The 25148-nt window shown below is 43.9% G+C and carries 28 protein-coding genes; 20 read left to right on the top strand and 8 right to left on the bottom strand.

Annotated features, from left to right (window positions below):
• Nucleotides 1-83 precede the first annotated feature (83 nt).
• Both L6442_RS17140 and L6442_RS17135 read left to right on the top strand, forming a co-directional pair.
• Nucleotides 84-2066 (top strand): methyl-accepting chemotaxis protein, encoded by a 1983-nt coding sequence (locus tag L6442_RS17140; RefSeq protein ID WP_212981108.1) that lies wholly within the window; start codon nucleotides 84-86, stop codon nucleotides 2064-2066.
• 200 nt (nucleotides 2067-2266) lie between these two features.
• Nucleotides 2267-3409, top strand: coding sequence for an NAD(P)/FAD-dependent oxidoreductase (locus L6442_RS17135; protein ID WP_212981107.1), 1143 nt, complete (start codon nucleotides 2267-2269; stop codon nucleotides 3407-3409).
• 149 nt (nucleotides 3410-3558) lie between these two features.
• On the opposite strand, the gene L6442_RS17130 is transcribed toward L6442_RS17135, so the two are convergent.
• Entirely contained in the window at nucleotides 3559-5091 is a 1533-nt protein-coding gene (locus L6442_RS17130) for an alkaline phosphatase family protein (protein WP_237099956.1), read from the bottom strand.
• A gap of 347 nt (nucleotides 5092-5438) precedes the next feature.
• On the opposite strand from L6442_RS17130, the gene L6442_RS17125 reads away from it, so the two are divergent.
• The 4 genes from L6442_RS17125 to L6442_RS17110 are packed head-to-tail and all read left to right on the top strand — an operon-like array spanning nucleotide 5439 to nucleotide 7206.
• Nucleotides 5439-5900: a GNAT family N-acetyltransferase gene (locus tag L6442_RS17125; RefSeq protein ID WP_212981125.1), complete on the top strand. Its 462-nt coding sequence runs from the start codon at nucleotides 5439-5441 to the stop codon at nucleotides 5898-5900.
• Nucleotides 5901-5958: 58 nt separating this feature from the next.
• On the top strand, nucleotides 5959-6390 hold the full coding sequence (locus L6442_RS17120) for a VOC family protein (RefSeq protein WP_212981106.1): 432 nt from the start codon (nucleotides 5959-5961) through the stop codon (nucleotides 6388-6390).
• Between the two features lie 20 nt (nucleotides 6391-6410).
• Complete coding sequence (locus L6442_RS17115; RefSeq protein WP_212981105.1) at nucleotides 6411-6872, top strand: GNAT family N-acetyltransferase; 462 nt, start codon at nucleotides 6411-6413, stop codon at nucleotides 6870-6872.
• Nucleotides 6873-6912: 40 nt separating this feature from the next.
• Nucleotides 6913-7206, top strand: coding sequence for an RNA polymerase alpha subunit C-terminal domain-containing protein (locus L6442_RS17110; RefSeq protein WP_212981104.1), 294 nt, complete (start codon nucleotides 6913-6915; stop codon nucleotides 7204-7206).
• 92 nt (nucleotides 7207-7298) lie between these two features.
• Here L6442_RS17110 and L6442_RS17105 read toward each other — a convergent pair whose 3' ends face one another.
• Nucleotides 7299-8009 (bottom strand): alpha/beta hydrolase, encoded by a 711-nt coding sequence (locus L6442_RS17105; RefSeq protein WP_212981103.1) that lies wholly within the window; start codon nucleotides 8007-8009, stop codon nucleotides 7299-7301.
• Between the two features lie 209 nt (nucleotides 8010-8218).
• Between L6442_RS17105 and L6442_RS17100 the strand changes: the two genes are divergently transcribed.
• From L6442_RS17100 to L6442_RS17085, 4 genes are all read left to right on the top strand, one after another.
• Entirely contained in the window at nucleotides 8219-8440 is a 222-nt protein-coding gene (locus L6442_RS17100) for a bacteriocin immunity protein (RefSeq protein ID WP_212981102.1), read from the top strand.
• Between the two features lie 210 nt (nucleotides 8441-8650).
• A complete protein-coding gene (locus tag L6442_RS17095; protein ID WP_194235157.1) occupies nucleotides 8651-9076 on the top strand; it encodes a MarR family winged helix-turn-helix transcriptional regulator in 426 nt (141 codons plus the stop codon).
• A gap of 378 nt (nucleotides 9077-9454) precedes the next feature.
• On the top strand, nucleotides 9455-10861 hold the full coding sequence (locus L6442_RS17090; protein ID WP_212981101.1) for an MFS transporter: 1407 nt from the start codon (nucleotides 9455-9457) through the stop codon (nucleotides 10859-10861).
• 120 nt (nucleotides 10862-10981) lie between these two features.
• On the top strand, nucleotides 10982-11290 hold the full coding sequence (locus L6442_RS17085) for a hypothetical protein (protein ID WP_212981100.1): 309 nt from the start codon (nucleotides 10982-10984) through the stop codon (nucleotides 11288-11290).
• Between the two features lie 106 nt (nucleotides 11291-11396).
• Here L6442_RS17085 and L6442_RS17080 read toward each other — a convergent pair whose 3' ends face one another.
• The 4 genes from L6442_RS17080 to L6442_RS17065 form a co-directional block, all read right to left on the bottom strand.
• Nucleotides 11397-12473 carry an RNA-guided endonuclease InsQ/TnpB family protein gene (locus tag L6442_RS17080; RefSeq protein WP_212981099.1) on the bottom strand — a complete coding sequence of 359 codons (1077 nt, stop codon included), beginning with the start codon at nucleotides 12471-12473 and terminating at the stop codon, nucleotides 11397-11399.
• Nucleotides 12474-12479: 6 nt separating this feature from the next.
• Entirely contained in the window at nucleotides 12480-12893 is a 414-nt protein-coding gene (tnpA, locus tag L6442_RS17075) for an IS200/IS605 family transposase (protein WP_212981098.1), read from the bottom strand.
• 254 nt (nucleotides 12894-13147) lie between these two features.
• Nucleotides 13148-13699 (bottom strand): GNAT family N-acetyltransferase, encoded by a 552-nt coding sequence (locus L6442_RS17070; RefSeq protein WP_212981097.1) that lies wholly within the window; start codon nucleotides 13697-13699, stop codon nucleotides 13148-13150.
• 12 nt (nucleotides 13700-13711) lie between these two features.
• On the bottom strand, nucleotides 13712-14335 hold the full coding sequence (locus L6442_RS17065; RefSeq protein WP_212981096.1) for a TetR/AcrR family transcriptional regulator: 624 nt from the start codon (nucleotides 14333-14335) through the stop codon (nucleotides 13712-13714).
• A gap of 351 nt (nucleotides 14336-14686) precedes the next feature.
• Between L6442_RS17065 and L6442_RS17060 the strand changes: the two genes are divergently transcribed.
• The 10 genes from L6442_RS17060 (at nucleotide 14687) to L6442_RS17015 (ending at nucleotide 22872) form a co-directional block, all read left to right on the top strand.
• Entirely contained in the window at nucleotides 14687-15241 is a 555-nt protein-coding gene (locus tag L6442_RS17060; RefSeq protein ID WP_194235148.1) for a biotin transporter BioY, read from the top strand.
• Nucleotides 15242-15271: 30 nt separating this feature from the next.
• Complete coding sequence (locus tag L6442_RS17055) at nucleotides 15272-16756, top strand: AMP-binding protein (protein ID WP_212981095.1); 1485 nt, start codon at nucleotides 15272-15274, stop codon at nucleotides 16754-16756.
• The gene (locus tag L6442_RS17050; protein ID WP_212981094.1) at nucleotides 16753-17904 is read left to right on the top strand and encodes a thiolase family protein; all 1152 of its coding nucleotides are present in this window, start codon (nucleotides 16753-16755) and stop codon (nucleotides 17902-17904) included. The genes L6442_RS17055 and L6442_RS17050 overlap by 4 nt, the downstream gene beginning before the upstream one ends.
• Nucleotides 17901-18281, top strand: a complete 381-nt coding sequence (locus L6442_RS17045; RefSeq protein WP_212981093.1) for an FAS1-like dehydratase domain-containing protein — start codon at nucleotides 17901-17903, stop codon at nucleotides 18279-18281. The genes L6442_RS17050 and L6442_RS17045 overlap by 4 nt, the downstream gene beginning before the upstream one ends.
• Entirely contained in the window at nucleotides 18278-18619 is a 342-nt protein-coding gene (locus L6442_RS17040) for a MaoC family dehydratase (protein ID WP_212981092.1), read from the top strand. Before L6442_RS17045 ends, L6442_RS17040 begins: the two co-directional genes overlap by 4 nt.
• 126 nt (nucleotides 18620-18745) lie before the next feature.
• Entirely contained in the window at nucleotides 18746-19447 is a 702-nt protein-coding gene (locus L6442_RS17035) for an SDR family NAD(P)-dependent oxidoreductase (protein WP_237100396.1), read from the top strand.
• On the top strand, nucleotides 19448-20248 hold the full coding sequence (locus L6442_RS17030; RefSeq protein ID WP_212981091.1) for an ATP-binding cassette domain-containing protein: 801 nt from the start codon (nucleotides 19448-19450) through the stop codon (nucleotides 20246-20248).
• On the top strand, nucleotides 20233-21093 hold the full coding sequence (locus tag L6442_RS17025) for an ATP-binding cassette domain-containing protein (protein ID WP_212981090.1): 861 nt from the start codon (nucleotides 20233-20235) through the stop codon (nucleotides 21091-21093). Before L6442_RS17030 ends, L6442_RS17025 begins: the two co-directional genes overlap by 16 nt.
• On the top strand, nucleotides 21086-21874 hold the full coding sequence (locus L6442_RS17020) for an energy-coupling factor transporter transmembrane component T family protein (protein ID WP_212981089.1): 789 nt from the start codon (nucleotides 21086-21088) through the stop codon (nucleotides 21872-21874). Before L6442_RS17025 ends, L6442_RS17020 begins: the two co-directional genes overlap by 8 nt.
• A 41-nt stretch (nucleotides 21875-21915) precedes the next feature.
• Nucleotides 21916-22872 carry an NAD(P)H-dependent flavin oxidoreductase gene (locus tag L6442_RS17015; RefSeq protein ID WP_212981088.1) on the top strand — a complete coding sequence of 319 codons (957 nt, stop codon included), beginning with the start codon at nucleotides 21916-21918 and terminating at the stop codon, nucleotides 22870-22872.
• Nucleotides 22873-22908: 36 nt separating this feature from the next.
• On the opposite strand, the gene L6442_RS17010 is transcribed toward L6442_RS17015, so the two are convergent.
• Together L6442_RS17010 and L6442_RS17005 are read right to left on the bottom strand one after the other, a co-directional pair.
• The gene (locus tag L6442_RS17010) at nucleotides 22909-24147 is read right to left on the bottom strand and encodes an MDR family MFS transporter (RefSeq protein ID WP_212981087.1); all 1239 of its coding nucleotides are present in this window, start codon (nucleotides 24145-24147) and stop codon (nucleotides 22909-22911) included.
• Nucleotides 24144-25070, bottom strand: a complete 927-nt coding sequence (locus L6442_RS17005; protein WP_212981086.1) for an ArsR/SmtB family transcription factor — start codon at nucleotides 25068-25070, stop codon at nucleotides 24144-24146. Before L6442_RS17005 ends, L6442_RS17010 begins: the two co-directional genes overlap by 4 nt.
• Nucleotides 25071-25148 lie beyond the last annotated feature (78 nt).

Genomic DNA, 25148 nt, shown 5'->3' with positions numbered 1-25148 from the left:
AGACGTTATTACGTCATTGCTGTATTATTAACTATTTTCAGTAATGGATTAGTAGCGCTTATAAACAATAGGGGGAAGACATCATGCTAAACAAGCTACAGAACAAACTTATACTGATTTTTGCAGTATTGCTCATTGCTGCCATGGTTATTTCGCAATTGGCAACCGGCTCGCAATTGACTAACACCTTTAAACAGGATCTAGACGAAACAGGATTTGATGAAGCAAAAAACTTAACACAAATTACGGATTTGCGTATTAATAACTATGCAAAGGATATTTTGCATTTCAGCAAGAAAATGGAAATGATTGATATTTTCAAAAATATAAAAAAACTGACTCCGTCCATGATTCAAGAAATAAAGTCCTACACCAAGATTAATCCGGAAGTATCGAATATTTATGGGGGGGATCCATCCAAGCGCATGTATGATCCCGCAACGGTTGTAGATAAAAAAGATTATAATCCCCTTATTCGGCCATGGTACAAATTAGCTAATGACGATAAAGACAACGTGAAATTCAGCCCGCCTTACAGAGATAGCATAAGTCAGAAAATGACAATATCCATATCAAAAGCCGTTGTGGAAAATAACAAGGTTTTAGGTGTTATCGCACTCGACGTGAATCTGGAAGATATCACAAAACAGATTAAAGAAACCAATGTTGGATACAATGGTTTTGGATTTATTTTGGACTCTGAGGGAGATCCTGTCGTGCTTCCTGGCTCAGACGAGAAGAATCAGCATGACAAGCCGTTTGTTGAAAAAATATACAGTGAGGGCAAAGATTCAGGTAAGATACAGTATACCGACCAGGGAGTAAAGAAAATTTTGTATTATACGACATCACCTTTGACAGGTTGGAAAATCGGCGCTGTTTATGAAGAATCAGAACTATTTAAACTTACGAACCATATTCTGAACATGAATTTATTCATTACCTTATTCGCCATTGTTATTTCGGGTATCATTATCTATTTTGCCGCCCGGTTCTTTACGAAGCCAATTATTCAGCTGACAAAACAAGTACAATTAATGGCGGAGGGAGATTTGACGGTTCAAGGGACGGTAAGATCAAAAGACGAAATCGGACAGTTAACAGGCCACTTCAATCAAATGGTTCAAAATATGCGGGAGCTCTTATCCCGGGTAATCGCTTCATCCGAGAAATTGTCGGATTCGGCTGTTAACCTAAGTGCGGTGTCTGAAGAGACAAAAGCAACAAGCGAAGAAATAGCCCATGCGATGTCGGATGTCGCGCAAGGGGCGGCCGAAAGCGCCACTAATCTGGATGGAATGCATCAGGTCACAGGGCAGCTGGCTTCACAGTTTATTTTGGTTGAAGAAACGATGAACTCCATGCAGGAGAAATCAAACGACACCCAGCAGGCTAGCATAAGCGGCAGAGAAACATTGGCTGAGCTGCAGACGCGCTCGGATGAATCCTTCCGTGAGATTCAATCGATTGAACAGGTGTTAGACTTGCTTGTGAACAAAATCAGTGATATCCAGACCGTCGTTGAAATTATTAAATCCATTTCGACCCAAACCAATCTGCTTGCATTGAATGCGTCCATCGAAGCGGCAAGAGCCGGGGAGGCTGGCCGAGGATTCTCGGTCGTAGCCACAGAAGTGCGTAAGCTTGCGGAACAATCCGCTGCTTCAACCGAACAAATTCACGAAACGATTCAAGGCATTATGGAGGAGGCTATCCGTGCCACCGAAGCCATGGTCCGTACCAGAGAGATCTCATCGGAACAAAATGAAGCGGTACAAGCTACCGGGGTGGCATTTTCAAGCATTCAAGAATTAATGCATCAAGTCATCGATTCCATCAATGGAATGTCCAAAGAAGTACAAAAAATGTCCGCATTAAAGGAAAATGTAGTCCAATCCATCGAGAGCCTGTCTGCTATTTCGGAAGAGTCTGCGGCTGCTGCCGAAGAAGTCAGCGCTTCGTCGCAGGATCAATTAAAAGCTATTGAAACAGTCACTCAATCGGCCGAATTCCTCAGCCAATCAAGCAGCGAATTGGAATCGCTTGTCAAACGATTTAAAATTTAGAGCAGCAATCCATGATACGGCGGTAAGCACGGACCATCTCTGGTCCGTGGCTGCCGTTGTTTTTGGATTCTGGATCATGAACTGATTTGAATATTGCTCAAATGTTATGTTCTGCTTTTACTGCAACTCTAACGAAAAATTCTATAATGTCATGTATTGTTCGCTATAATGGGTACAGTGATTAAGAAAGGAATGTAGTCATGAAGAAATTCATCGTCATTGGTTCGGGAATTCTTGGGGCATCGACGGCATACCAGTTAGCGAAAATGGGAGCAGATGTCCTAATGATAGACAGAAAAGATAAAGGACAGGCTACAGATGCCGCTGCAGGCATTATCTGCCCCTGGCTGTCGCAGCGGCGCAATCAAGCGTGGTACCGTCTGGCAAAGGCTGGTGCAAGTTTTTATCCAGGGTTGATTGAAGAGCTTAAAAAAGAGGGGGAGACGGAAACGGGTTATGCCCAAGTTGGCGCCCTTAGCATTCACCATGATGTGGAGAAAATCGGCAAGATGGAGGAGCGGGCACATTTGCGTAAAGCAGATGCACCGGAAATCGGCGAAATAACCCGGCTTAACGAGTATGAGACCCATCAGCTTTTTCCTTTATTAGACGAAGGTTATCATTCGGTTCGAATTAGCGGTGCCGCCCGTATTGACGGCCGCGCGCTGCGCGATGCATTGGTCCGGTCAGCGCAGAGAAATGGAGCCGTCCTTATCAATGGCGATGCTTCGCTTCAGTTTCAATCGAACTGCGTAACAGGAGTAACTGTAGGCGGAGATAATTACTTGGCCGATAAAACCATTGTTTGTGCAGGGGCTTGGGCGGGGAAACTGCTGCAGCCTTTAGGCATCGACTTTAACGTTCGTTTCCAAAAAGCGCAAATCATGCATTTACAGATTCAGGACAATCAAGACACTGGCACCTGGCCTGTCATCATGCCGCCCTCTGACCAGTATCTTTTGGCTTTCGATCAACAGAAAATTGTTATAGGCGCAACTCACGAAAATGAAATCGAAGGTTATGATACAAGGATAACGGCAGGCGGAATGCAGGAAATTCTGAATAAAGGGTTGGCATTGGCGCCTCGTTTAGCAGACGGCTCCTTTGAGGAAGTAAGAGTTGGTTTCCGTCCATTTACACCCGGTTTTCTACCGGTGATCGGCGCTGTTCCTGGTTGGGATGGTCTTCTGGCAGCGAATGGGCTTGGAGCGTCAGGATTGACGATGGGGCCTTTTATCGGAAGTCAGTTGGCAAAGTTGGCATTAGGCATGGAATTGGACATCGATCTTGATGATTATGATATTGGAAAAGCGATGGATCGGACGAATCTTTCATCGGAATGATGCCTTTTAAAATAGGTACGGCAACAGTTCCCCTGTTATTGGGATTTAAGCTGGAAAAACGGACCGCTGTCATTCAGTGGTCCGTTTTAGATAAGGTTTATACGTGTAATTTTTTCGATGCTTGCGAGCAGCCCTTATAGGTCCCAACTTTATCCCTTTAATAGCTGAAGAAAATATGATTTTAAATCGACGACCCGCAGGAACTCCGGTTTCTGGTCTGTTCCGGCAATGATGAGAGGAACGAGCGACTCCGTTTGGCTTATGCCGCCGTGGCCTGCGCCTCCTTTATGGGTAGGGGAGCTGTCATACTTCAATTCATATCCCGGCTTTGCAGTGACTACCATATATTCGCCAGGATGTGAATTTAAGGCTGAATGCAATCGCCGTAAAACATCGGGATAATGTCCATACTCCAAAGTATGCTTTTGGGAATTGATTTGTAAATCCAACACGTTCGGGTCTTTGTCCAATGTCCACGTTTGTTTATAGGGATCAACCATGTCTCCTTGGGATTGATAGGCGAATTCTTGGGATGATCCCGCCCGAACAACGCGAATCCAACCTTGATCTTTCCATGCCAGGACATCGATTCTCTGATCCGTCTGCAGAGTCTGCGCTATTTGTTCAAATGAATATTGGGATGTTAGTTTATATAGATAAGCCATTCTGTCATTGATGGCAAGAATAATTTCGGTTTGGTCCGATACCGCGGATCCCGGCCGTAAAACCTGATATCCCTTCAAGGATTGGCCCAAATCGATGATCGGTTGTTGATTTTTCGGAAGAACATGAGTCATTCCGTTATCTCCTAAAATAATGATCACTGCTTTTTTCAAAGCTTCCTCCCGTGAATCGAAAGCTTGCAACAAAGCCTGTAATTGTTCATCCGTGCGGATCACGTAATCCAAGTCCGAAGGCCCTTTTTTATGTATCCTTCTGTCCAGATCGGGGAAATAGACATACAGAAAATCGGGTAATTGCTCGTTCTGAATGAGATGCTTTACCATTTCGAGAGAATACCCATTGTTAAAGCCAAATTTGCCGATTGGGCCAACCGGCAATTTTTTTACGCCTTCTAGCGGATTCGAGAAAGCAGCATATGCCAACAAATCCGGGCCTTTTACCTTGAGTTTTCGGGGTAACACGGTAGGCATATGAATCCAAAAAGGAAAAGTCAGCTGGTGATCGGAGCTCCCCCGGTAAATTAAACCGTTAATAGACCCTGATTTTAATCCTATGCTGGCCAATTCCTCATAAATCGTTGGGGTGTGCGGATTCAAGTGGCTCCCGTTCATATGGATTAATGTATCGCTCAGAAATTGATTGATTCCGTTCCTGCATATTTCCATAAATCCGCTGCCATAATTAATGAGCTTCTTGTCTTGCATTGAATACCAGACCAGTCCCGGCACGCGATGTTCATCCGGATATGTTCCTGTCAGCAGAGTACTGTCAATCGACACGGACATCGTCGGAAATGAGGTCACGACATTTTTATAGTATTGACCGTGTTCGATCAAATACTGAAAGGTTGGAAGCTTCTTTTGCTCGATTCCCTTATCGATGGACTGACTCATTAAAGTATCGACGCAAATGAAGATGATTTTGGGTGAATCCGGATTGGTTTTGGAATGGATTCGATCACTTGCTTCAGATAAGAAAGGTTCCTTCTTTTGCTGCAAATTTTTCACCTGCCAATCTTTTCAACCAGTTTATTCTTAAGCCACATTATTTGCTTTCACTGGCCAAATTATTCGGCAACAATAGGAAAACGAGCTGCTGCTAATAAATACACGAAATCATTTGGAGTGAATTATTGGCGTGGGAGCTATGAAGATCAACCAATCGCAGCATCAGACAAGCTTTTCTTTTGTATGATTATGGAGGAAGATTTGCGATTTTGTAGAATAGAAGTTTTAGGATGTTAGCGCAAAGGAATTATCCGAGGGGATGCATAATTTATTTAATGGAAGCAATCTGGAAGTAGATTCAGGCGCACTCAAAAATACAAATCGAAACGAGTGATCTTATTTTGATCAAATTAACACCTGCGACAAGAGAAAACTGGAAAGATTCATTAGAGTTGCAAGTTCAAGTTCATCAAACTCATTATGTTCCGTCAGTTGCCGTGTCTCTAGCCAAAGTACACATTCGTCCAGATGGTGATGAGTACGAATACCTGCCTTTTTGCATATATAATGATGAAAATAACTTAGTAGGTTTTGTGATGCTCACATTAGATGAAACAACAACTTGGTCATATTGGATGAATGGTTTCATGATTGATCAGAACTATCAAGGCAAGGGGTATGGAAAGGCAGCTATAGATTCAGTGATTAGATATATAAAAGAGAACTATTCCCATAGTGAATGCTTGAATTTAACGGTATGTGCAGATAATATAGCCGCCAGAAAACTCTACGAAAAACTTGGATTCACTGAGACTGGCGATGTATACGATGATGAAGTCGTTTATCGATTGGTTTTTTAAATTAGTAAATAACGACTGACATAAAATATAATATGAATAAAGAAACGGAGGACGTTTAATGAAGCCAAGAATTACTGTACTTACGTTGGGTGTAGATGATTTGGAAAGAGCATTGAAGTTTTACCGGGATGGCCTTGGGTTTCCATCGGAAGGAATCGTTGGTACAGAATTTGAACATGGAGCTGTGGCGTTTTTCGATTTGCAAGCAGGTTTAAAACTTGCGGTTTGGCAACGAAAAGACATCGCACATGACACGAAACTAAATCAAACCATGCCAAGTCCTACGGAATTTACTATTGGTCATAATGTAGGGAGTAAAGAAGAAGTCGATTCGGTTATGGAACAGGCTCAGAAAGCGGGAGCCGCGATAACAGTAAAGGCACACAACACTTTTTGGGGCGGATATTCGGGTTACTTTCAAGATCCGGATGGGCACTTGTGGGAAGTCGTCTGGAATCCTCAATGGGAAGATATAGGAGATTCTAATTAATGGTTGAAAGGAGAGATTCTGTGAATATTCGATTGGCGGCCCAGGAAGACTTTGATCAGCTTATTCGGATGCGATGGGATTTTACCAATGAATATAAGGAAATTCCGATTAGCGAAGATCAATACGATGATTTTTATCTGGAGTGTAAATCTTTTCTTGCAGAGGCTATTGAGAGTAACAGATGGTTTATTTGGGTGGCTGAAGAGAATGGACAGATACTTTCACATGTTTATTTAGAGATCATCAATAAGGTTCCTCGACCTGGAAGAAAAACAAACCCATTTACATACATGACAAATGTATATACATTACCCGCCCATAGGGGGAAGGGAATAGGGGGTCAAATTCTTAGGCGGATTGAAGTATGGTCAAAACAAAAGGAATATGAATTCATCATCGTTTGGCCATCTGATTGGAGCGTGGAATTTTACGAACGAAACGGGTACAAACCATGTAAAGAAGCGATGGAACTGATATTTTGAAATGGAGTATCACAACTTCATGGATGGAAGGTGAAAAAAAATGGCAGCCTCTAAAAAAGACTTAAGAACTTGCGATAAAGGACACCAATATTATAAAACCAGCGATTGTCCAATCTGCCCGATCTGTGAGCGGGAGCGCAAACCTGACAATGGATTTCTTGCCCTTCTCACAGCACCGGCAAGACGAGCCTTGGAAAACAATGGAATTACCTCTCTCCAAAAGCTTTCGGAGTATAGCGAAAAAGAGATTTTGCAATTTCACGGCATGGGACGGACATCGATACCTAAACTTCGGACTGCTTTGCAGCAGGAAGGTTTATCATTTAAAGAATAGGCGATGTTTTAATGTTGAAATTAAATAACTTTTAAGGGAAGCCATTTTGGCTTCCCTTAATTCGCTTTTAAAAAAGATTATACATCAATCATTTATTTAACATATATATGTTTTTTCAGCCATTGTCTGAAATATTGCAACTGTTCCTCAGTATGGAAATAGTGTTCTCCATTCTCCATCACTTGCAAATTACAGTTAAAACACTTATTAAATTCAGATACAACGTCAAATTCACATAAGTTATCTTCTGAACCATAGAGAATTGAAGTTGGAATATTCCAAGCAACAATAGGATGTTCTTTCACATAACAGTAGTAATCCCAATAGAGAGTTTGTCCAATGGGTGTAGAAATTTCTTTCTCTATTTTTAGTCTACTCTCACTTACGTTAAACCATGTCATCATATTATTTATGATACGTTCCATATTTACCACAGGAGAGAGAAACAAGCACTGCTTCAACGGCTCATGGCTATATTCTAATAGACTAAAATACGCTCCCATGCTACAAGCAAAAAGGCTTATATTATTTGATAACGATTTTGCATAGGTCATTATTGTATTAAGGTCTTGAACACAGTTTTGAACTTTGCAAAGATAAGCATCATCCTTACGGTCACCATGTTGAGGTAAATCAAAACTAAGCACTTGATAACCTACTGCTGTTGCTTCTTCTGCAAATACAATAATCGAGTCATCTGCCTTATTTGACATGTTACCATGCACCACCACAAATAACTTATCTGATTTGTCACCCCACAAAATCGCTGGAATATTTTCTATTTTAAAAATATTTTTTATCATTACAATTTATCCTCCAAGAAATATAAATCATTCGCCATACCAAGGTCTATGTATATTTGGCTTAATTATACAGTATATCTTCTATTTAATGTATCGATTTTCAACTCTATTTAAAACATAGCCAAAGAATAACATTAAAGGCTACGAGCGCCTCACTGTACGAGCAATAAAAAAAATGAAATAATTAAAGAAAGCGGGAGGGCAGATAAATGGAATTAAGAAAAAAGGAACTGCTTGAATTAGTTGAAAAAATTATGCAAGCGGATGGCAGTGAACAAGAAATCGATGAAATGATAGACGTACTTGAGAGAAATGTTCCACATCCTCAGGTAAGTGACTTAATATTTTGGAACGAGAAAGAACTTACGCCGGAAGAGATCATTGAAGAAGCTATGAATTATAAGCCGATCATAATCCCTCCTTTGTTATAAGGATGAATGGACCTGTTTATGGCCCTGAATAAAACAAGCTGCTACATTTGATCCGCGGGCTTCGCGGGTTTTTTAATATGTAAGGGCATGTTCAGAATCGTGGAAAATGATATCATGAGCTCTAGAGTACAGATTGGATTGACATCTGAAAAAAGTGCAATTATAATAGTCGCAGCAACTATAATCATGTCTATTATAAGGAGGATGACCTTGGAATTTGAAAAATATATTGGCGTTAATGTGCAGCGGGCGGCTTTGAAGCTGAATAATTACTATCAGAAAGTGGTCAACCCATTTGATATTACAGTGGACCAGTGGGAAATACTGGTTATCCTTTGGGAAAAAGAAGGGATTACTCAGAAAGAAATTGCTGAAAGACTGGATAAAGATCAGACGAATATTGCCCGCATGCTGTTTAAGCTGGAGAAGAAAGGTTTTATTTATCGCGTGATCCATGAAACGGATCGTAGGTCTTTGCGCGTTTATTTAACTCCTAAAGGCCGTGAAATCAAAGATGACATTCTTGATCCATCCATCGAAGCTTATAAGAACACGATCAAGGGGTTGTCTGAAGAAGAGGTCGAAACATTCAGAAGGATTCTCGCTGTCATGTATAACAACGTAAAGGATTTATAGCTTCTCTGTTATGCTAATAGATACATTCATCTCAGGAGACAATGTGGGATAAATTGAAGCAAACACACCTGCTTCGCAGCTTGAATTGTATCGATGCATAATGAAGAGGAAGCAATGATATCCCATATAGTTGCTATGACTATTATAGACAAAGCTATTTTATAGATTTTATCTTTCGCAAAACCACAGGTCAATCTAACTTCCATTCAGGACCGATGATGCTTATATGGTTGGAATGTGATGCGAATAAACAGGTATTATAGTTGCTACGACCATTATTTTTGGATTGCGATTATCTTTTATACGGAACTGCAATAACATATCAAATACTTGCTGTGTCAAGTAATGACATGGCAACAATAAGAAGGAGAATGAAGAATGGAGACATCCACTAAGGAAGCTGGAATTTTTGGTCCCCGATACAGGGCGCTAACGATCGGTATCATTCTTGCCGTGACTACCGTGGCTTTTGAAGGGCTGGCTATTACTACGATTGCTCCGAGTCTGGCACAAAAATTGAATGGCCTTCATTTATATGGCTGGATTTTTAGCGCTTTTCTATTGGCGCAAATTGTTGGAACGATGGTAATAGGCCAGCAGATTAACAAAAGTGGCGTGTTCGCATCGTTTATTGCGGCGATTCTCATATTCGTCGTCGGCATTGTCATTGCGGCCACATCCGTGAATATGGTTATGCTGATCATCGGAAGATTGTTTCAAGGTTTTGGCGCCGGATCTATTATTACATGCGTTTATTACAGCATTACTTTAGGTTACCCCGATCAGCTAAGAACGAAAATACTTGCCATGTTTTCAAGCGCATATATTTTGCCTGCGTTAGTTGGTCCATATATCGCTGGGCTTTTAGCTGAACTTTTGTCTTGGAGATTTGTTTTTTGGCTGGTGCTTCCTTTCATCGGCTTGGCTGTCGTGCTGACGCTTCCCGCTTTCCGCAAATTTTCAGTGAAAGATAAAAGTGCCTCCAAAGGCGGCCGTAAAGAAGGATTGGCGGTGCTCCTGGCCATTGGAACGGGCATGCTGCTGAGCGGATTAGGTTTTATTACCGATTGGAAGGGAATGGTGCTTTCGGTGGCAGGGGTGCTTATCATGATTCAGCCATTGCGCAAGCTGCTGCCTAAGGGGACTTTTAGCGCAAGAAAAGGTTTGCCTGCAACCATTGCTTCAAGAGGTTTGTTTGTTGCTTGTTATAATGCCACCGAGAGCTATGTTGTTCTGGCATTGACGGAAGTGAAAAAATTGCCTGCGGATTTGGCGGGATTAATTGTGGCTGCGGGCGCATTAAGCTGGTCAACGGCGGCTTGGCTCCAGTCCAAGCTTGATGCCAAGGACCATGGAACGGGCCGGAATAAACGGGTAACGGTTGGTATTTGTTTCATGATTATCGGGGTTGCTGCGGTGATGCTGTCAGTCGGTCTGCCCGAGGGGGGAATCGTATATGCGGTTATTTCGCAAATTTTCACCGGTTTTGGGATCGGTTTGGCCCATCCGACCACGGGAGCGATTGCTTTGCAGCATGCCAGTGAAGGTGAAGAAGGAGAAATATCCGCGAGCCTTCAATTTACGGACGCATTCAGTCCGGGTTTAAGCATCGGGATCGGCGGGGCGCTTATTGCCGTGAGCCAGACGCTGGAGTGGGGATTGTTAACGGGGATTTTGTTGGCTCTATCTCTTCAGTTGCTTTTCGTTCTCGTGAGCTGTGCGGTTTCCTTCCGTATACAACAAGCAAAATTAAATTCCCAAAGCGAAGTTTCTACAAAAGCATAATATAAAGTAAACCTGTTAGTTAGTACTTTAGTTGGGAAGCAAATAACGTTTGACCGTGTTATCCTACCCTTATCAAAATAAGACAAGGGATTTTTTTATCTTATGGGGAGGTAACGAACGATGAACTACAGAGTTTTGCCTTTTTCTGATGTGAAACATTTGCTGCCAGCGGACAGTTGGGCCTATGCTCGCAATGAACGAAACGATGGCGAATTCGAAACGGAATCCGTCATCTTATTCGAGGAAGATACTCGGCTCGAAAATCTGAATCTAGGTACACCCTTTGATATGGAAGACATCTTCCTCATCCTGGTGGATGGCAATCTCGTCGTTGACTCCTATATTTATAACGAAGAAACAGGCGGTGCGACAGGGCTTATCTTGACACTCCCACGCCTAAAGGCGCAAGCCTCATTCCTACTGGCATGAGGTGGGATTCTTAGGTACTAAACTGTACGCAGTCCATTTCTGTTTTGTACTAGCCCTAAGCTAAGGGTATGCCATTACCCCATCCTAGACCAGACCGTATAGGTGTCTAGGCTGATTGACTGTTACCATCAATCACAGGTGCAAAAATGATATTCCATGCACCGACTAAATCGCGGTGTTCTCTAGCACCGCAGTTCGAACAAGTATACCTGCGATCTAACGCATGATTGTGGTGCCCGCATTGAGGGCATCGTTGACTCGTGTATGCTGGGTTTACATTTTCCACTTTGATACCCGCTACATTTGCTTTGTACTTGATGTATTGTGCTAAACGGTAGAAAGACCAGTTACTTAGAGAATGATTGTTTTTACGACTTTTTCTTGTCTGTTGCCGAATACCCGACAACTGTTCAAGTCGGATCACACCGACATTGTGTTTCATTGCGAAATCAATGATTTCACGGCTGATTTTATGGTCTTGGTCTTTCATCCATCGTTGCTCTTTATCACGAGACTTTTTAATCGCATTTTGCTTTTTAGCCTTACCTAACTTTTTGCGACGAGCATTATGGTATCGGCGAACGTACTTGTTCATGCGTCCATTTCCAACAAACTTCACTTCATGCTCATCGGTGACACAGACAGCAGGCACTTTGATACCTAAGTCTACACCCATGACTTTCGTTGAAGGGGTGAGTTCGGTTGGAACTTCCAGCGCAATTTGAGCTATCCATTTGTTGCCTTTGCATGTGATTCTCAGCGTACCGATTTTGGTTGCGATGGCTAACAGATTAAGGTCTCGTTGTTCAATGAGTGCTTTCATACTTAACTTCTTCGAGCGTCCGTCAATCACAAAAGGCATACAGATACTTGTTGGCGTGACCGTGAAATTTTGGTTATTCCAAATGATCACTGGCTTTTTCAAGACGGGTACGATTTGAAATTTTGTTTTCTTTGCTCTTTTGAACACACTCTTGGCATCACGGATCGCTTGATTCTTCACCGCACTATTGAGTGAAACTGCAACGTCTTTAGACGTTTTCTTGGTTATCTTTTGTTCGGCAACCATTTCAGAAACGAGAAAATTCACGGTTTCAATATAGCGCAAAGACGAACTTTTCAAAAGCTCAGTTTCTTTCTTTGTCGGAAGTAGCTTGATCTTGATTGTCAAGGATTGCGCCATGAGTTCTCACCTCGTTCTCTGATTTTCAACATATCGTTTTATGGTTTGTGAAGATACATCTCCAGCGGTGGATACGAAATAACTACGAGTCCATAAACTTGGTAAAGCGCTTAGAAAGTCGAACTCATCACGTAGTATTCTTGACGTGCCTCCTTTCACTTTCGCCATGATGTCCGCAGGACTGTAGGTTGGAGGGACATTTAGGAATAAGTAGCAGTGGTCTTGGTCCGTTTCCATTGCAACAATCTTAAAGTCGTGTTCCTTACAGATTTGACGGACTAGCTCTTTAAAGCGTTCGTCAACGGCTTGATTGCGGAATATCTTCCTACGGTATCTAGGACAAAACACAAAATGATAGTTGAGTAGACTTACGGTTGTTTTGGTTCTTCTATATTCTTCCATGACTTCAGTATAACACATTTATTGTATGTATGGTATATAAACATACGCAAACAAACAAAAAAAGAAAAGGAGCTAGATAGAGTCGTACATGTACGTACCTAAAGGTACGCCCCAGTCCGAAGTCGCTATCATCCCACCCCTTAAAGAGTGGGCTTTCTCGCTCCTGAAATCTGTAATGCTTTTTTGTGTACGCTTCTCAATGTTACAAGTTTGATTCTGTTGTTCCACCGTCATTCCATCGCTGTTCCTCTATTTTATGGTGGAACAATTTTTTATACATTCTGTTTTTGTTTCTCAAAGTATTCATTTTGCAGAAGTCCCATATGAATAATGTCATGCCATTCACCATCTCTAAATAGACATTGTCTGCTGCTTCCTTCCTGTTGAAAGCCGATCTTAGTGTACAAATGAATAGCTCTATCATTAAATGAAAATACACTAAGAGAAACTCGATGAAGATTCATTTCGTAAAAAGCGTAATCCAGCAGTAATTTCAACCCTTCTGAACCATAGCCTTTTCCCCAATATTCCTTTTCCCCGATGTCAATAATACATTCAGCATTTCTATTTTTATAATCAATGCCGATCAATGATACAATGCCGATGGGTATTTCATTTCCTTTTTCAACCATGATGTAGCTTTTAGCTGCAGGAGCTCCCAAAATAACATGATCTACAAATTCTTTAGTAGCCTCCATCGAATAAACATCTAAAGATGGGTTGGTGGAATGCATAACATCCACATCATTTCTCCACTTGTGATATAGCTCTGTATCTTCCTCTGTCATCTTTCTTAATCTCACTCTCGATGATTCAAACAACATAATGATCGCTCCTTATTTTGCGGATTTTGGATTAATTAATTTTTCTAAAGAGAAAAGAAAGACGGATAATTGATCCTTTACTTTTGTCTGTTCATGTCCCAGTTGAAACGTGTCCAGCATTAAACCGTTGATAAATGATAGGATATACCTCGCAATGGAATGAGTAGATTGTTGAGGGCTAAATTCTCCTTTACGAATACCTTCATTTAATACTTTTTCTATAGCATCAGTGGTTTGATTGTAACGTTCAGAAATGTAAGGGAAATTGTCTTTATTATTTGCGTAATTGGATGTTAAAAAAAATTCCGCCATTGCATAGACCAATGTTTGGTTAATTGCCTCAATATAAATTTGCTGTTCTTCAACCCAGTTTTTTAATTGTGGCCATAGTGGACCTTCATTAGATGGCATAAAATATTGCATGTCTTTTTGGTCATCATATTTTAGAACTTCGATAAAAACATGTTCAATATTATCGAAATAACTATACAATGCACCTCTGGATATTCCAGCTTTGTCCATAATATCTTGCATAGATGTACGAACAAATCCTTTCTCGATAAACACCTTCTTGGCTGCTTCTATCAACTCTCTTTCTCTCTCTTTTTTATATTCTTCACTAACTTTTGGTGCCATAAAGCCACCTCCATAATGAATGACAAGATGCATGTAATAAAATATACACTGTTGTCGTTTTACATGATAGATTATACCGACATCAGTGTATAGTTTCAACCTTTGTATTAATAAAATGGGCAATCAGTCAAAAAAATACAATTTATAACATTTTCTGACCGCATGAAAAATGACATGAATACATGGTTATAGGTGCCTGATGAACTTGGTTCTATCCCAACTAACAAACTAATCGTAAACCTTAAAAAATATTTATGGTTTACAATTGAAATTGATCAGTCTATAATTCCTATTACATTAGATGTCGACTCTAGCTGTAATAAGATTGTTAACCTGATCGGAGGTAGTCTATTGAAGACAAGAGAAATGGTATTAGCCGCATTATTCGCAGCATTCATAGGGGTATTGGGATTTATACCGCCCATACCGTTAGGGTTTATCCCGGTTCCCGTCACCGCACAAACGCTTGGCGTCATGCTGGCGGGATGCTTTTTGGGAAGGAAAACCGCAGCGCTCAGCGTAATTCTATTGATCGTATTGGTTGCTTTGGGTTTACCTTTACTATCCGGAGGGCGGGGAGGTCTCTCCCACCTAATCGGTCCGTCCATAGGATACATCTTTAGTTGGCCCGTCGCCGCATTCTGTATCGGATGGATGACGGAAAAGGTGTGGCCAAAGTTAAAAACATGGAAAGTCATCGTCATCAATTTTGTTTTTGGAGTTGTTCTTGTCTCTCTTATCGGCGCTCCGGTTATGGCCTTCATCACGCATACACCGGTCTGGGCCGGACTCGCGGGAGCTGCCGCATTTTTACCCGGGGATTGTATCAAAGCGGTGCTCGCCGCCATCATCGCAGTGCAATTAAAACCTATCAGTCCAATTGAAGAAAAAGTGCAGAACACGTAATGCACGAATTTTGAATAGGTGTGGATGAAAATGAATCTAACTTTATCTTTAGTACGACATGCTGTGCAGCATCCGGATAAAATCGCTTTATCCGACAACCAGACAAGCCTAACTTATTGCACATTGGTGCAGAGGATGAAAAAAATTGCCCAGGGACTGAAGCGGGATGGGCTCAACGATGATAAAGTCGCTATTTTATCTGCGAACCGCACTGAATTTGTGGAGGTTTTTTTAGGAGCTGTATATGCAGGATGCGTACCTGTTCCCATTGATCCACAATGGAGCAAAGCGGAAATGAACGCCATTTTACAGCTGTGTCAGCCAGGCATGATTTTTACGGAAACTGAACCTGCAAAAAACCTGGACATCCAGGAGCGGGACATCCGGATTCTTTCTTTTTCGGATGAAGAAGAGGCTGGTTCCTATGACGACTGGCTCACTGCTTTACAACCGGAAGCCGAAATGGATGACGGCAACGAATTATTATTTATCGGCTTTACGTCAGGTACGACCGGGAAACCAAAGGGGTATATGCGAACGCAATTGTCGTGGATGACAAGCTTTGAGGCGACAAACGAAGCCTTTCAGTTGGACAGCATGGATCATATTGCAGCCCCGGGCCCTTTCGTTCACTCCTTATCGTTATTCGCTTTAATGCAAAGCCTGTACAATGGGGGAACGTTTCATATCGTCAGACATTTTGATGCCGGGACGATGCTGGAACTTTGCAAACGGACTCCCGATATGAATTTGTTTGTCGTGCCGACGATGATTGAATCGATGATACAGCAGGCTATCCCTGGTCAAACGCCAATTCAGGCTCTGATCAGCTCTGGCGGAAAATGGCCGGAGGCATCGAAAAGAAAGTGCAGAGAGGTATTTGGCGGGGTTAAGCTGTACGAATATTATGGCTCGTCGGAAGCGAGCTATATCAGTTATATGGACGTCATTGCCGAAAACAAGCCCGATTCGGTAGGGAGACCCTTCTCAGGCGTAGAGGTATCCATTCGCGATGAACATTTCCGGGAGGTACCTGCCGGGACGATCGGACAACTTTACATCCGGAGCGGCATGATGTTTTCAGGGTATTATCATTTGCCCGAAGAAACGGCCGCCGCGTTTCGGGATGGATGGCTCAAGCTTGGAGACTATGCATTCTTGGATTCAGATGGCTATTTATATATGGCCGGCCGCTCCAGAAATATGATGGTATCCGGCGGTCTGAATGTTTTTCCTGAGGAAGTGGAGTCCGTGCTGCAGCAAATTCCGGCGATCCGGGAAGTCATGGTCCTCGGGGTGCCTGATGCTTATTGGGGTGAACGCATTACGGCAATCGTGAAATGGAGCGGGGAACAGCAATTAACCCTGGATGAGATAAAAAATTATTGCCGTCGTTTTTTGGCAAGCTATAAAGCGCCAAAACGGCTCATCACGGTGGATCAGTTCATTTATACCAGCAGCGGAAAAATTGCCCGCCATGCGATGAAAGAATACGTGAATAGAGGGATGATATGACGGAAGCCGTCATTGTCATGGCTAAACGCACACCGGTCGGCAGGATGGGCGGCCAGTTCAGTGAGCTTGAACCGGAGGAATTATTAGCGCCGCTTATCCGGCATATCGTCTCCCAAACGAACCTGCCACAAGACTCCATTGATGATGTCATTATAGGCAATGTCGTTGGCCCAGGCGGAAATATTGCGCGGGTTGCTGCGCTGGAGGCCGGACTCCCGGTCACGGTGCCTGGCGTTACGATCGACCGGCAGTGCGGTTCAGGTCTGGAGGCCATTAATATGGCGGCAAGACTCGTTCAGAGCGGCGCAGGCGAGGTATATTTGGCAGGCGGCGTCGAAAGCGTGAGCCGGGCGCCGTGGAAAATGGCCAAACCGCGAACGCTAATGGGGGTTCCGCAGCTTTATGCACGTGCTCGTTTCACCCCAAGCGCTTACGGCGACCCGGATATGGGGATAGCTGCGGAAAATGTAGCCCATAAATTCGCAATTTCCAGAGAAGAACAAGATCAATACTCCTTGAGAAGCCACCAAAAGGCTGTTCTTTCACAGCAAACGGGAAGATTTCATCAGGAAATCGTTCCTCTGCAAACCGATGTTGGATGGGTTACTGCAGACGAATGTCCAAGAGCCGATACAAGTCTGGAAAAGCTGCAAAAACTGCCGCCTGTTTTTTTGGATCAAGGTACCGTTACTGCCGGAAATGCATGTCCGATCAATGATGGTGCCGCACTTGTTCTTATCATGTCGAGACGAAAATGTCTGGAGCTTAGACTGCAGCCCATTCTGCGTTTCGTGGACGCCCAAGCGGCTGGAGTAGATCCGCGGTATTTGGGCATCGGACCTGTTCCGGCCGTCCGGAGATTGTTAACCCGACAGCATCTAACCATTGACGATTTGGATATCGTTGAGTTTAATGAAGCCTTTGCCGCACAAGTATTGGCCTCATTAAAGGAACTGGAAATCCCGCAGGACAAGGTCAATCCAGGCGGCGGCGCGCTGGCTATTGGCCATCCTTATGGTGCATCCGGCGCAATCTTGATGACGCGTTTATGCGCGGAAATGCTGCAAAAACCGTATAAGCGCGGGCTGGCCACGCTTGGTATTGGCGGCGGAATCGGCATTGCCGCCTTGGTTGAGGCAGTCGAATGAATAAGCTCCATCAAAGGATTCATATTCGCGCCGATTCAATTTTGCAGTATGCGAAAAGCATTGAAGCTCCCGTGCAAATGTTAGACGGCGTTCTGATCGCTCCGGCAACCATGCCCATTATTTTCTGGCAGGCATCCGATATTCCTTGGTTTCCTGCGAACGGAACATTGATTCACGGTTCCCAGCATTTTTCTTATGAGGCACCGGTCGTGGCAGGAATGACTCTTGATTGCGAGTTATCGTTAACGAGAGTCGAGCAAAAAACGGGCCGTAAGGGGCAGCTGATCCTGTACACCCAAACCCTGATCTGCAAGTGCTGCGGCGACCTCATCGTTACGGCAGAAACTGTACTTATTTCGGTAGGTGACGAAGCATGAAAAAACGAATTACCGCAAGTGCAATCCGGCAATACGCTGCTGCTTCCGGCGATGCGGCTGCCATTCATCTGGATGATAAAGCCGCAGCTGAGGCTGGGTATGAGCGGCCCATTGCACACGGGATGTATATCATGGGGCTTGCTCAGTCCTTGTATTTGGCAGAACATCGGTCACATTGGATTACAGCTTGCAGCATGAGATTTCAAAAGCCGCTTTTAGCAGATACGATGGCAAGTTTTGACTTTAAGGAAAGCGAAGACCAAATCCGCGTGACGGTTACCTCAGAAACGGGCGAGGTGATCGCAGCGGGAAGTTTTTCGGTGAAAGAGAGGTTCTGATGGTTAAAACAGCCTTAATTACTGGCGCGACCCGGGGCATTGGCCGCTCTATCGCATTGCAGCTGGGGTAAAAAGGGATATCAAATCATCGTAAATGGCACGAAACAAACGTTAGTTGATGAAGTCGTGCAGGAGATTCGCCATATGGGAGGCGAGGCTTTAGGGTGCTGTGCCGATGTCGCGGATCCGTCGGCCGTAACGTCGATGGTAGACGCTGTTATAGCGAAATATAGCTGTATTGACGTATTGATTCATAATGCCGGGATTGTTCGCGACCAAAAATGTCTGCTCATGAAGGATGAAGAATGGCATAGCGTTCTGAATGTGCATTTGAACGGCGCTTTTTATTGCATTCAGCGGGTACTGCCATATTTTCCGGAGGGCGGGGGAGACATCCTTTTGATGACATCGACAGCCGGATTATCCGGTTCCGCCTACCAGGTGAATTACAGTGCGGCCAAAGCAGGGATGCTCGGCATCGTATGGACGCTTGCAGCCGAACTGCGGCGCAATCGGATACGGGTGAACGCCATTTCGCCTGCCGCTTTAACGGATATGACGCGACCTGTCATCGAGTATCTTAAGGAAAAATGCGCGAGCCGCAATGAACCGTTTCCTGAATTTTGGAAAGTGGGTGAAGCGGGCGATGTCGCCCGGTTTGCAGCTGCGCTGCTCGCTCAGCCGGATCAGGAGTTGACTGGCGAAATCTTCGGGGTTAACGGTTCGAAGGTTACCAAATGGCAAAAACCGACGATGGCATTTTCCGAGAACGGTCCGGAGGCATTTTTTGAAACATGGCGGCGGGAGCGGGAGGGCAAAGAAAATTAGATGCTTACATTCGATCAAGTACATTTTTATTATAAGAAGGGCGAGCCTGTCATAGATAACATGAGTTTTACAATTAAAGAAGGCGAGTTTGTGGCGGTTGTCGGAGCGAATGGCTGCGGGAAATCCACCATTGCCAAATTAATGGACGGTTTGCTGCTTCCGAAAGAAGGACATGTGAAATATAGGGAGTTTGATACCTCAGAGCCGGCGGATGTTGCCAGGATTCGTGAGCAAATAGGTTTTGTTTTTCAAAATCCGGATAACCAATTCATTACCACGACGGTCTTGGATGAAGTGATTTTCGGCTTGGAAAATATTCGCGTGCCGAGAGAGAAAATGCGCATTCGCGCGGAACAGGCTTTGCAAGCCGTTCGAATGAAAGACTATGCAGAAGCAGCGCCGCACCAGCTATCCGGCGGGCAAAAGCAGAAGGTCGCGATCGCCGCGATACTAGCGATGCGTCCCCGCATCATCATTTTCGATGAAGCCACCTCCATGCTTGATCCGCAGGGAAGAAAGGAAATGCTGTTCATTATGCATGAGCTGCACCGCCAGGGGATGACGATCATTCACATCACTCATCATATGGAGGAAGTGCTGTCTGTTGAACGTGTGTTGCTTATTCATCAAGGACGGCTTGAGTTTGATGGTGATCCATTACCCTTTTTTGAAGCGGTACCTGCTGCCGGCTATCTATTGGATCAACCCTTTGCCGTACGTTTACATAAAACACTGGGTTTAAGGGCGCCGCTGATGGCAGATTGGAAGGAGATGTTTCGTTCCCAATGGTCTATGAGCTAAAGCAGGTGAGCGTGAACTATTCCGATCGGACGGCTTTGCAGAACGTCAGCTGTACCATTCGCGAAGGCAGATGGATTTCCATTATTGGTCAAACGGGGGCGGGCAAGTCCACATTCGCCAAAGTATTGAAGGGATTGATTCCTGCCTTTAACGGTGAATACCGGATTGATCAGCGCTCTGTTCCCAGGGACTCCAAAGGACGGATAAGGGTTATCCCTGATATAGGTTTTGTTTTTCAATATCCGGAGCATCAACTGTTTGAAACGACCGTTTACAAAGAACTTGCTTTCGCTCCTAAGATGCTTGGGTTTTCAGGCGAACAAATCGAACAGGATATTGATCGGATCTTGCCGCAGGTGGGTCTGTCCAAGGAGATCCTATCATGCGCTCCCTTTCAATTAAGCGGGGGGCAAAAGCGCCGCATCGCAATCGCCTCGGTGTTGATGCTGAATCCGAAACTGCTTATTTTAGACGAACCGACTGCAGGTCTTGATCCGTTAAGCCGAGTGGATTTGCTGCGGACGTTAAAAGAATGGCAGCAGCAGGATAACCGCACCCTTCTCTTCATCTCACATCAGATGGAGGACGTTGCGGAATATTCGGATGAAGTCATGGTATTCCATAAAGGATGCTTACTGGGACATATTGAAGCCCGTACCTTGTTTCTCGAGAAAACGGAATTGATGGAGGAAGCCGGATTGCCGCTGCCTGAACCTGTGCAGCTCTTAAAGCTGGCGGAGGAATTATCCGGTCGGAAAATCGAAGTCAGGAGCTGCAAGGAGCAGGATATTTTTCAAAGCATTCTGCCGATTTGGCGTGGAAGAGGTCTGCTTCGTAATGAATAACATATTATTAGGACAGTATTTGGAAACCGATTCGATATTTCACCGCTTGGATCCGAGAACAAAGCTTTTAGCCGCGATTTCTATCATGCTGAGCTTTTTGATGCTGGGAACGTTTATCAGCTACGTGACTGCAGCCATCTTCGTTTTGATTATTTTAATATCGTCAAAAATACCGCTTCATATGTTTGGGAGAGGGTTACGGCCGATTTTGTGGATTTTGGCGTTTACTTTTGTTTATCATGCGCTCACTACCAAAGGCGTCATCATATGGTCCTGGTCATTCATCCATGTGACAGCGGAAGGCCTGCAAAACGGGACACGCTTTGTTTTTCGAATCGTTCTGCTTGTTTTGCTCGCTTCTGTGTTAACGCTGACCACCAAACCGCTATCCCTGGCCCATGGGCTGGAAAAGCTGCTGTCGCCGCTCTCCAAATTAAATGTGCCTGTAGAACAGTTTTCGTTAATGATCGCTATTGCAATTCGTTTCATTCCTACTATTATGCAGGAGCTGGATCGTATTCAAGAGGCGCAGCAGGCAAGAGGATATGATATCACGTCCCTCAAAATGCCAAAACGCTTTTTCGCTTATATTCCCATTCTTATTCCGCTCATCATTGCAACCGTTCAACGTGCCGAGCAGCTAACCATGGCAATCGATGCGCGAGCTTATGGCAATGGCAAGGGAAGAACCGTTTATAAGCAGCTGAAATTTACGCGTATTGATTATATAGCAGGGGGATTAGCTATTGTATTTGCAATGACATTGCTGTTGTTAAGATAATAGAAATGATGAGTATTCAGCGGAGATGGAGGGGAACGACGATGAAATGGAGCACGCGTCTGACGGAATTACTGCAAATTAAGTATCCCATTGTTCAAGGGGGACTCGCTTATTTAGCATACGCGGATCTTGCGGCGGCAGTTTCGAATGCGGGAGGTTTGGGGCAAATCACGGCCATGAGCCTTCCGGACGCCAATGCCCTGCGTACAGAAATACGGCGGGCACGCACGCTTACCGATAAACCATTCGGAGTCAACTTTGCTTTCGGGATGCATGGCTCCGGTTATGAGGATCGGGTAGAGGCGGTTATTGAAGAGCAAATACCCGTCGTGACCATTACCGGAGGCAATCCTACCGCGATTTTAAAGAAAATGCAATCCACGGATATTAAAACGATGGTGCTCGTTTCTTCGCGCAGACAGGCGCAAAAAGCGGAACAGCTTGGCGCCTCTGCCGTCATTGTCGTCGGGCAGGAGGGAGGGGGGCATTTAGGACGAGACGACATTGGAACCATGGTACTCGTGCCTCAGGTCGTCGATGCCGTGCAAATCCCCGTAGTTGCCTCAGGCGGTATCGGAGATGGCCGCGGATGGATGGCGGCTCATGCCCTTGGAGCGGAGGGGATCGAAATGGGGACGCGTTTTATCGCCACCGTTGAATGTGTGGATGCCTCGGCATCTTATAAAAATGCCCTGATCGAAAGCGCGGAGACAGATACAACTGTCATCAAGCGTTCAATCGGCGCCCCTGCCAGAGTATTGCGAAACGCCTACGTCGATCATATTCTGGCAATCGAGCGCGCGACGCCTACGTATGAGGCGCTTAAAGATTTTATTAGCGGCGAAGCCAACAAACGCTGGATTCACGACGGGATCAAGGAAAAAGGTTTTGGCTGGGCGGGCCAGGTTACGGGCATGATTCACGACATTCCGACGGTAGCCGAATTAATCGAAAGAATGGTGAACGAAGCGGAATGTATCCGCTCAAAATGGGGGTGATTTTCGTCCTCATTAGCTCAGCGGACCGGAAAAATATTATGCGAAAAATTTCCCTGAATCGATTGCCGACTTTGTTTTCTTGTTATATCTTCTTTTACCTGCAAAAAAGAAATACACGCTTACCAGAGAGACGCAGCCCATAAAAAGAAACATAACGGTTCCATTGTACCGGGTTAAGAGCACTCCTCCAAACCATGGTCCAAGGAAATTGCCAAATTCATTTAAACTTTGCGCGCCATAATACGTACCTCTTAATTCATTTGGAGTTATTTCATCCACCTGAGCATATTCAGCCGGTATGACAAGGATTTCGCCGAGTGTGAAAATGAACATGGAAACGATGAACAAAGCCCAGTTAGAAGAAAAGGCAAAACCAATTTCCCCGCATGCGAACAAAATGCATCCAAGCAGAATTCTATGAAATAAGCTGTATCGTTCCGACCATCTCGACAATGGAAGTTGAAAGAGAATGACCGTGACCCCATTTAAGCTCATTAGCAGAGCGAACAAAGTGACCCCATCCATGAAATGGTCTTGCAAATATTGCGAGAGTGTGACTGACATTTGGCCATGGACCGTAGTTAACAGGATGCCTCCGATGATAAAAAGCAGCAAAGGGACATCACTTCGCAGGACCTTCCATAAAAGAGATGGATGAATGCGTTCTTCGTCATGAACCTCTGCTTTAGAACCGCTATTAGGAACGGATTTTAGCATCATCATTAAAGACAACGCGTAACCAAAGTAAATGACCGACGTCAATACAAAAGCAATCATATTGCCGCCGATTCCGAGCAATGCTCCGATGACGGGACCGGCTGCAAATCCCAAATTGGAGGCGAAATAGCGGTTGGAGAACATCCGAAATCTTTTGGATTCCGGAGTGAAGTCAGCCATTAATGCTTTGGATATGGTCCCGAAAAAGGCTTGGGAAACCCCTCTAACGATACTAAAGCTAATTAATAAACCAAGGTTGGAGGTAGAAATAAAGCCTATGAAAGCAACGCCTAATCCCAGCAATGAAAGAATTAACAGTTTATTCCTTCCGATAAAATCGGACAATACCCCTCCGATCAGGCCGCAGAAAGTACCGGCTAATGAGCCTACACCAATAATGAAACCGATTTTGGAGAAACTGAGTTCTTTAAAGCCGCTTAAATAGATAGCCAAAAAAGGCAGACTCATCGAACTTGTTAACGAGATCAGGACTGTTCCAAATATTAAACTGTGTACGATCGGATGGTATTCTTTTAAATAACATTTTAGCTTTTTCATACCTGAGCTTCCCCATGATTCTCAAACAATTTTGTAAAATCATCTGAGAATTTCGAGATAAAACTCTTTCTTAAGCTGTAAAATGCAGGCGTCGAGCTTCCCATGAAATGACTGCGAATTGCTCCTTCACGCCTTAAATGGGCAATATGATGATGAATTGTACTTTTGGCTAACCCGAAATGTTTATGAAGATCGATCAATGTTCGGGGCTGCTCCGCCACATACAGTAACATTTTCAGCCTTGTTTCGTCTCCCAGGCATTGCAAAGCGCTAATCATTTCTTTGGTTGGGTCAAATTCAGAAGGATTCCTTACGGGATATAGACATGTCGCGATGCCATTGAAAAAATCCAAAATCGTGACGGGCGAGCAGTGATATTGCGGGATTAGTACAACCCGGTTTAACTGGTCCGACTTTTCGATTCTGAGTCCATTTGTGGCCTCTTCAATGAGGTCGATGGGTTGATAAGAACCGACTTTGCCATGTTTGTCTTTGGCATCTTGTTTTAATAAAGCATGGATCGCAGGCTTAACATTCTTAAAGTAATATTCATTCCATTCATGAAGAATCTCCACTGTTTTATCGCGGATCGTTCCCAAATCGGTCGAAATCGTATCCACCCAAGGGGCTAATCTTTCATAGAGCTCACCTGCGGAAACTCCTTCAAACCATTTTAAAAAGGCATCCACCGTTTCTTTTTCGCTGCACTGCGAAATTAATAACACAATGCGGTGTAAAACTTCCCATCTTTCGTCTTCCAACTTGCAGATTAAATGGGGCGGTAAATTTCCTTTGGTTTCTTTGACCCATTGGTCTTTTAAGTCGATTGTTTTCAGCTTGCGGTTGTAAATGAATGTATACAAGCTCACAATTAACTCATATGCCGGATATTGTTCTATGGATATAGAATAATTATTTGTCATTCGATCACCATCTAACGTTATTTTGTTATGGATTATACAACAAGTTGATTTTGAATGAAAGGCCCTGGCGAGAATTTC

The organism is Paenibacillus azoreducens (genome assembly GCF_021654775.1).
In the GTDB taxonomy this organism is placed as follows: domain Bacteria; phylum Bacillota; class Bacilli; order Paenibacillales; family Paenibacillaceae; genus Paenibacillus_AQ; species Paenibacillus_AQ azoreducens.
The sequence above is the reverse complement of the archived record's forward strand: the minus strand, read 5'-3'. Positions and strand labels throughout refer to the sequence as shown.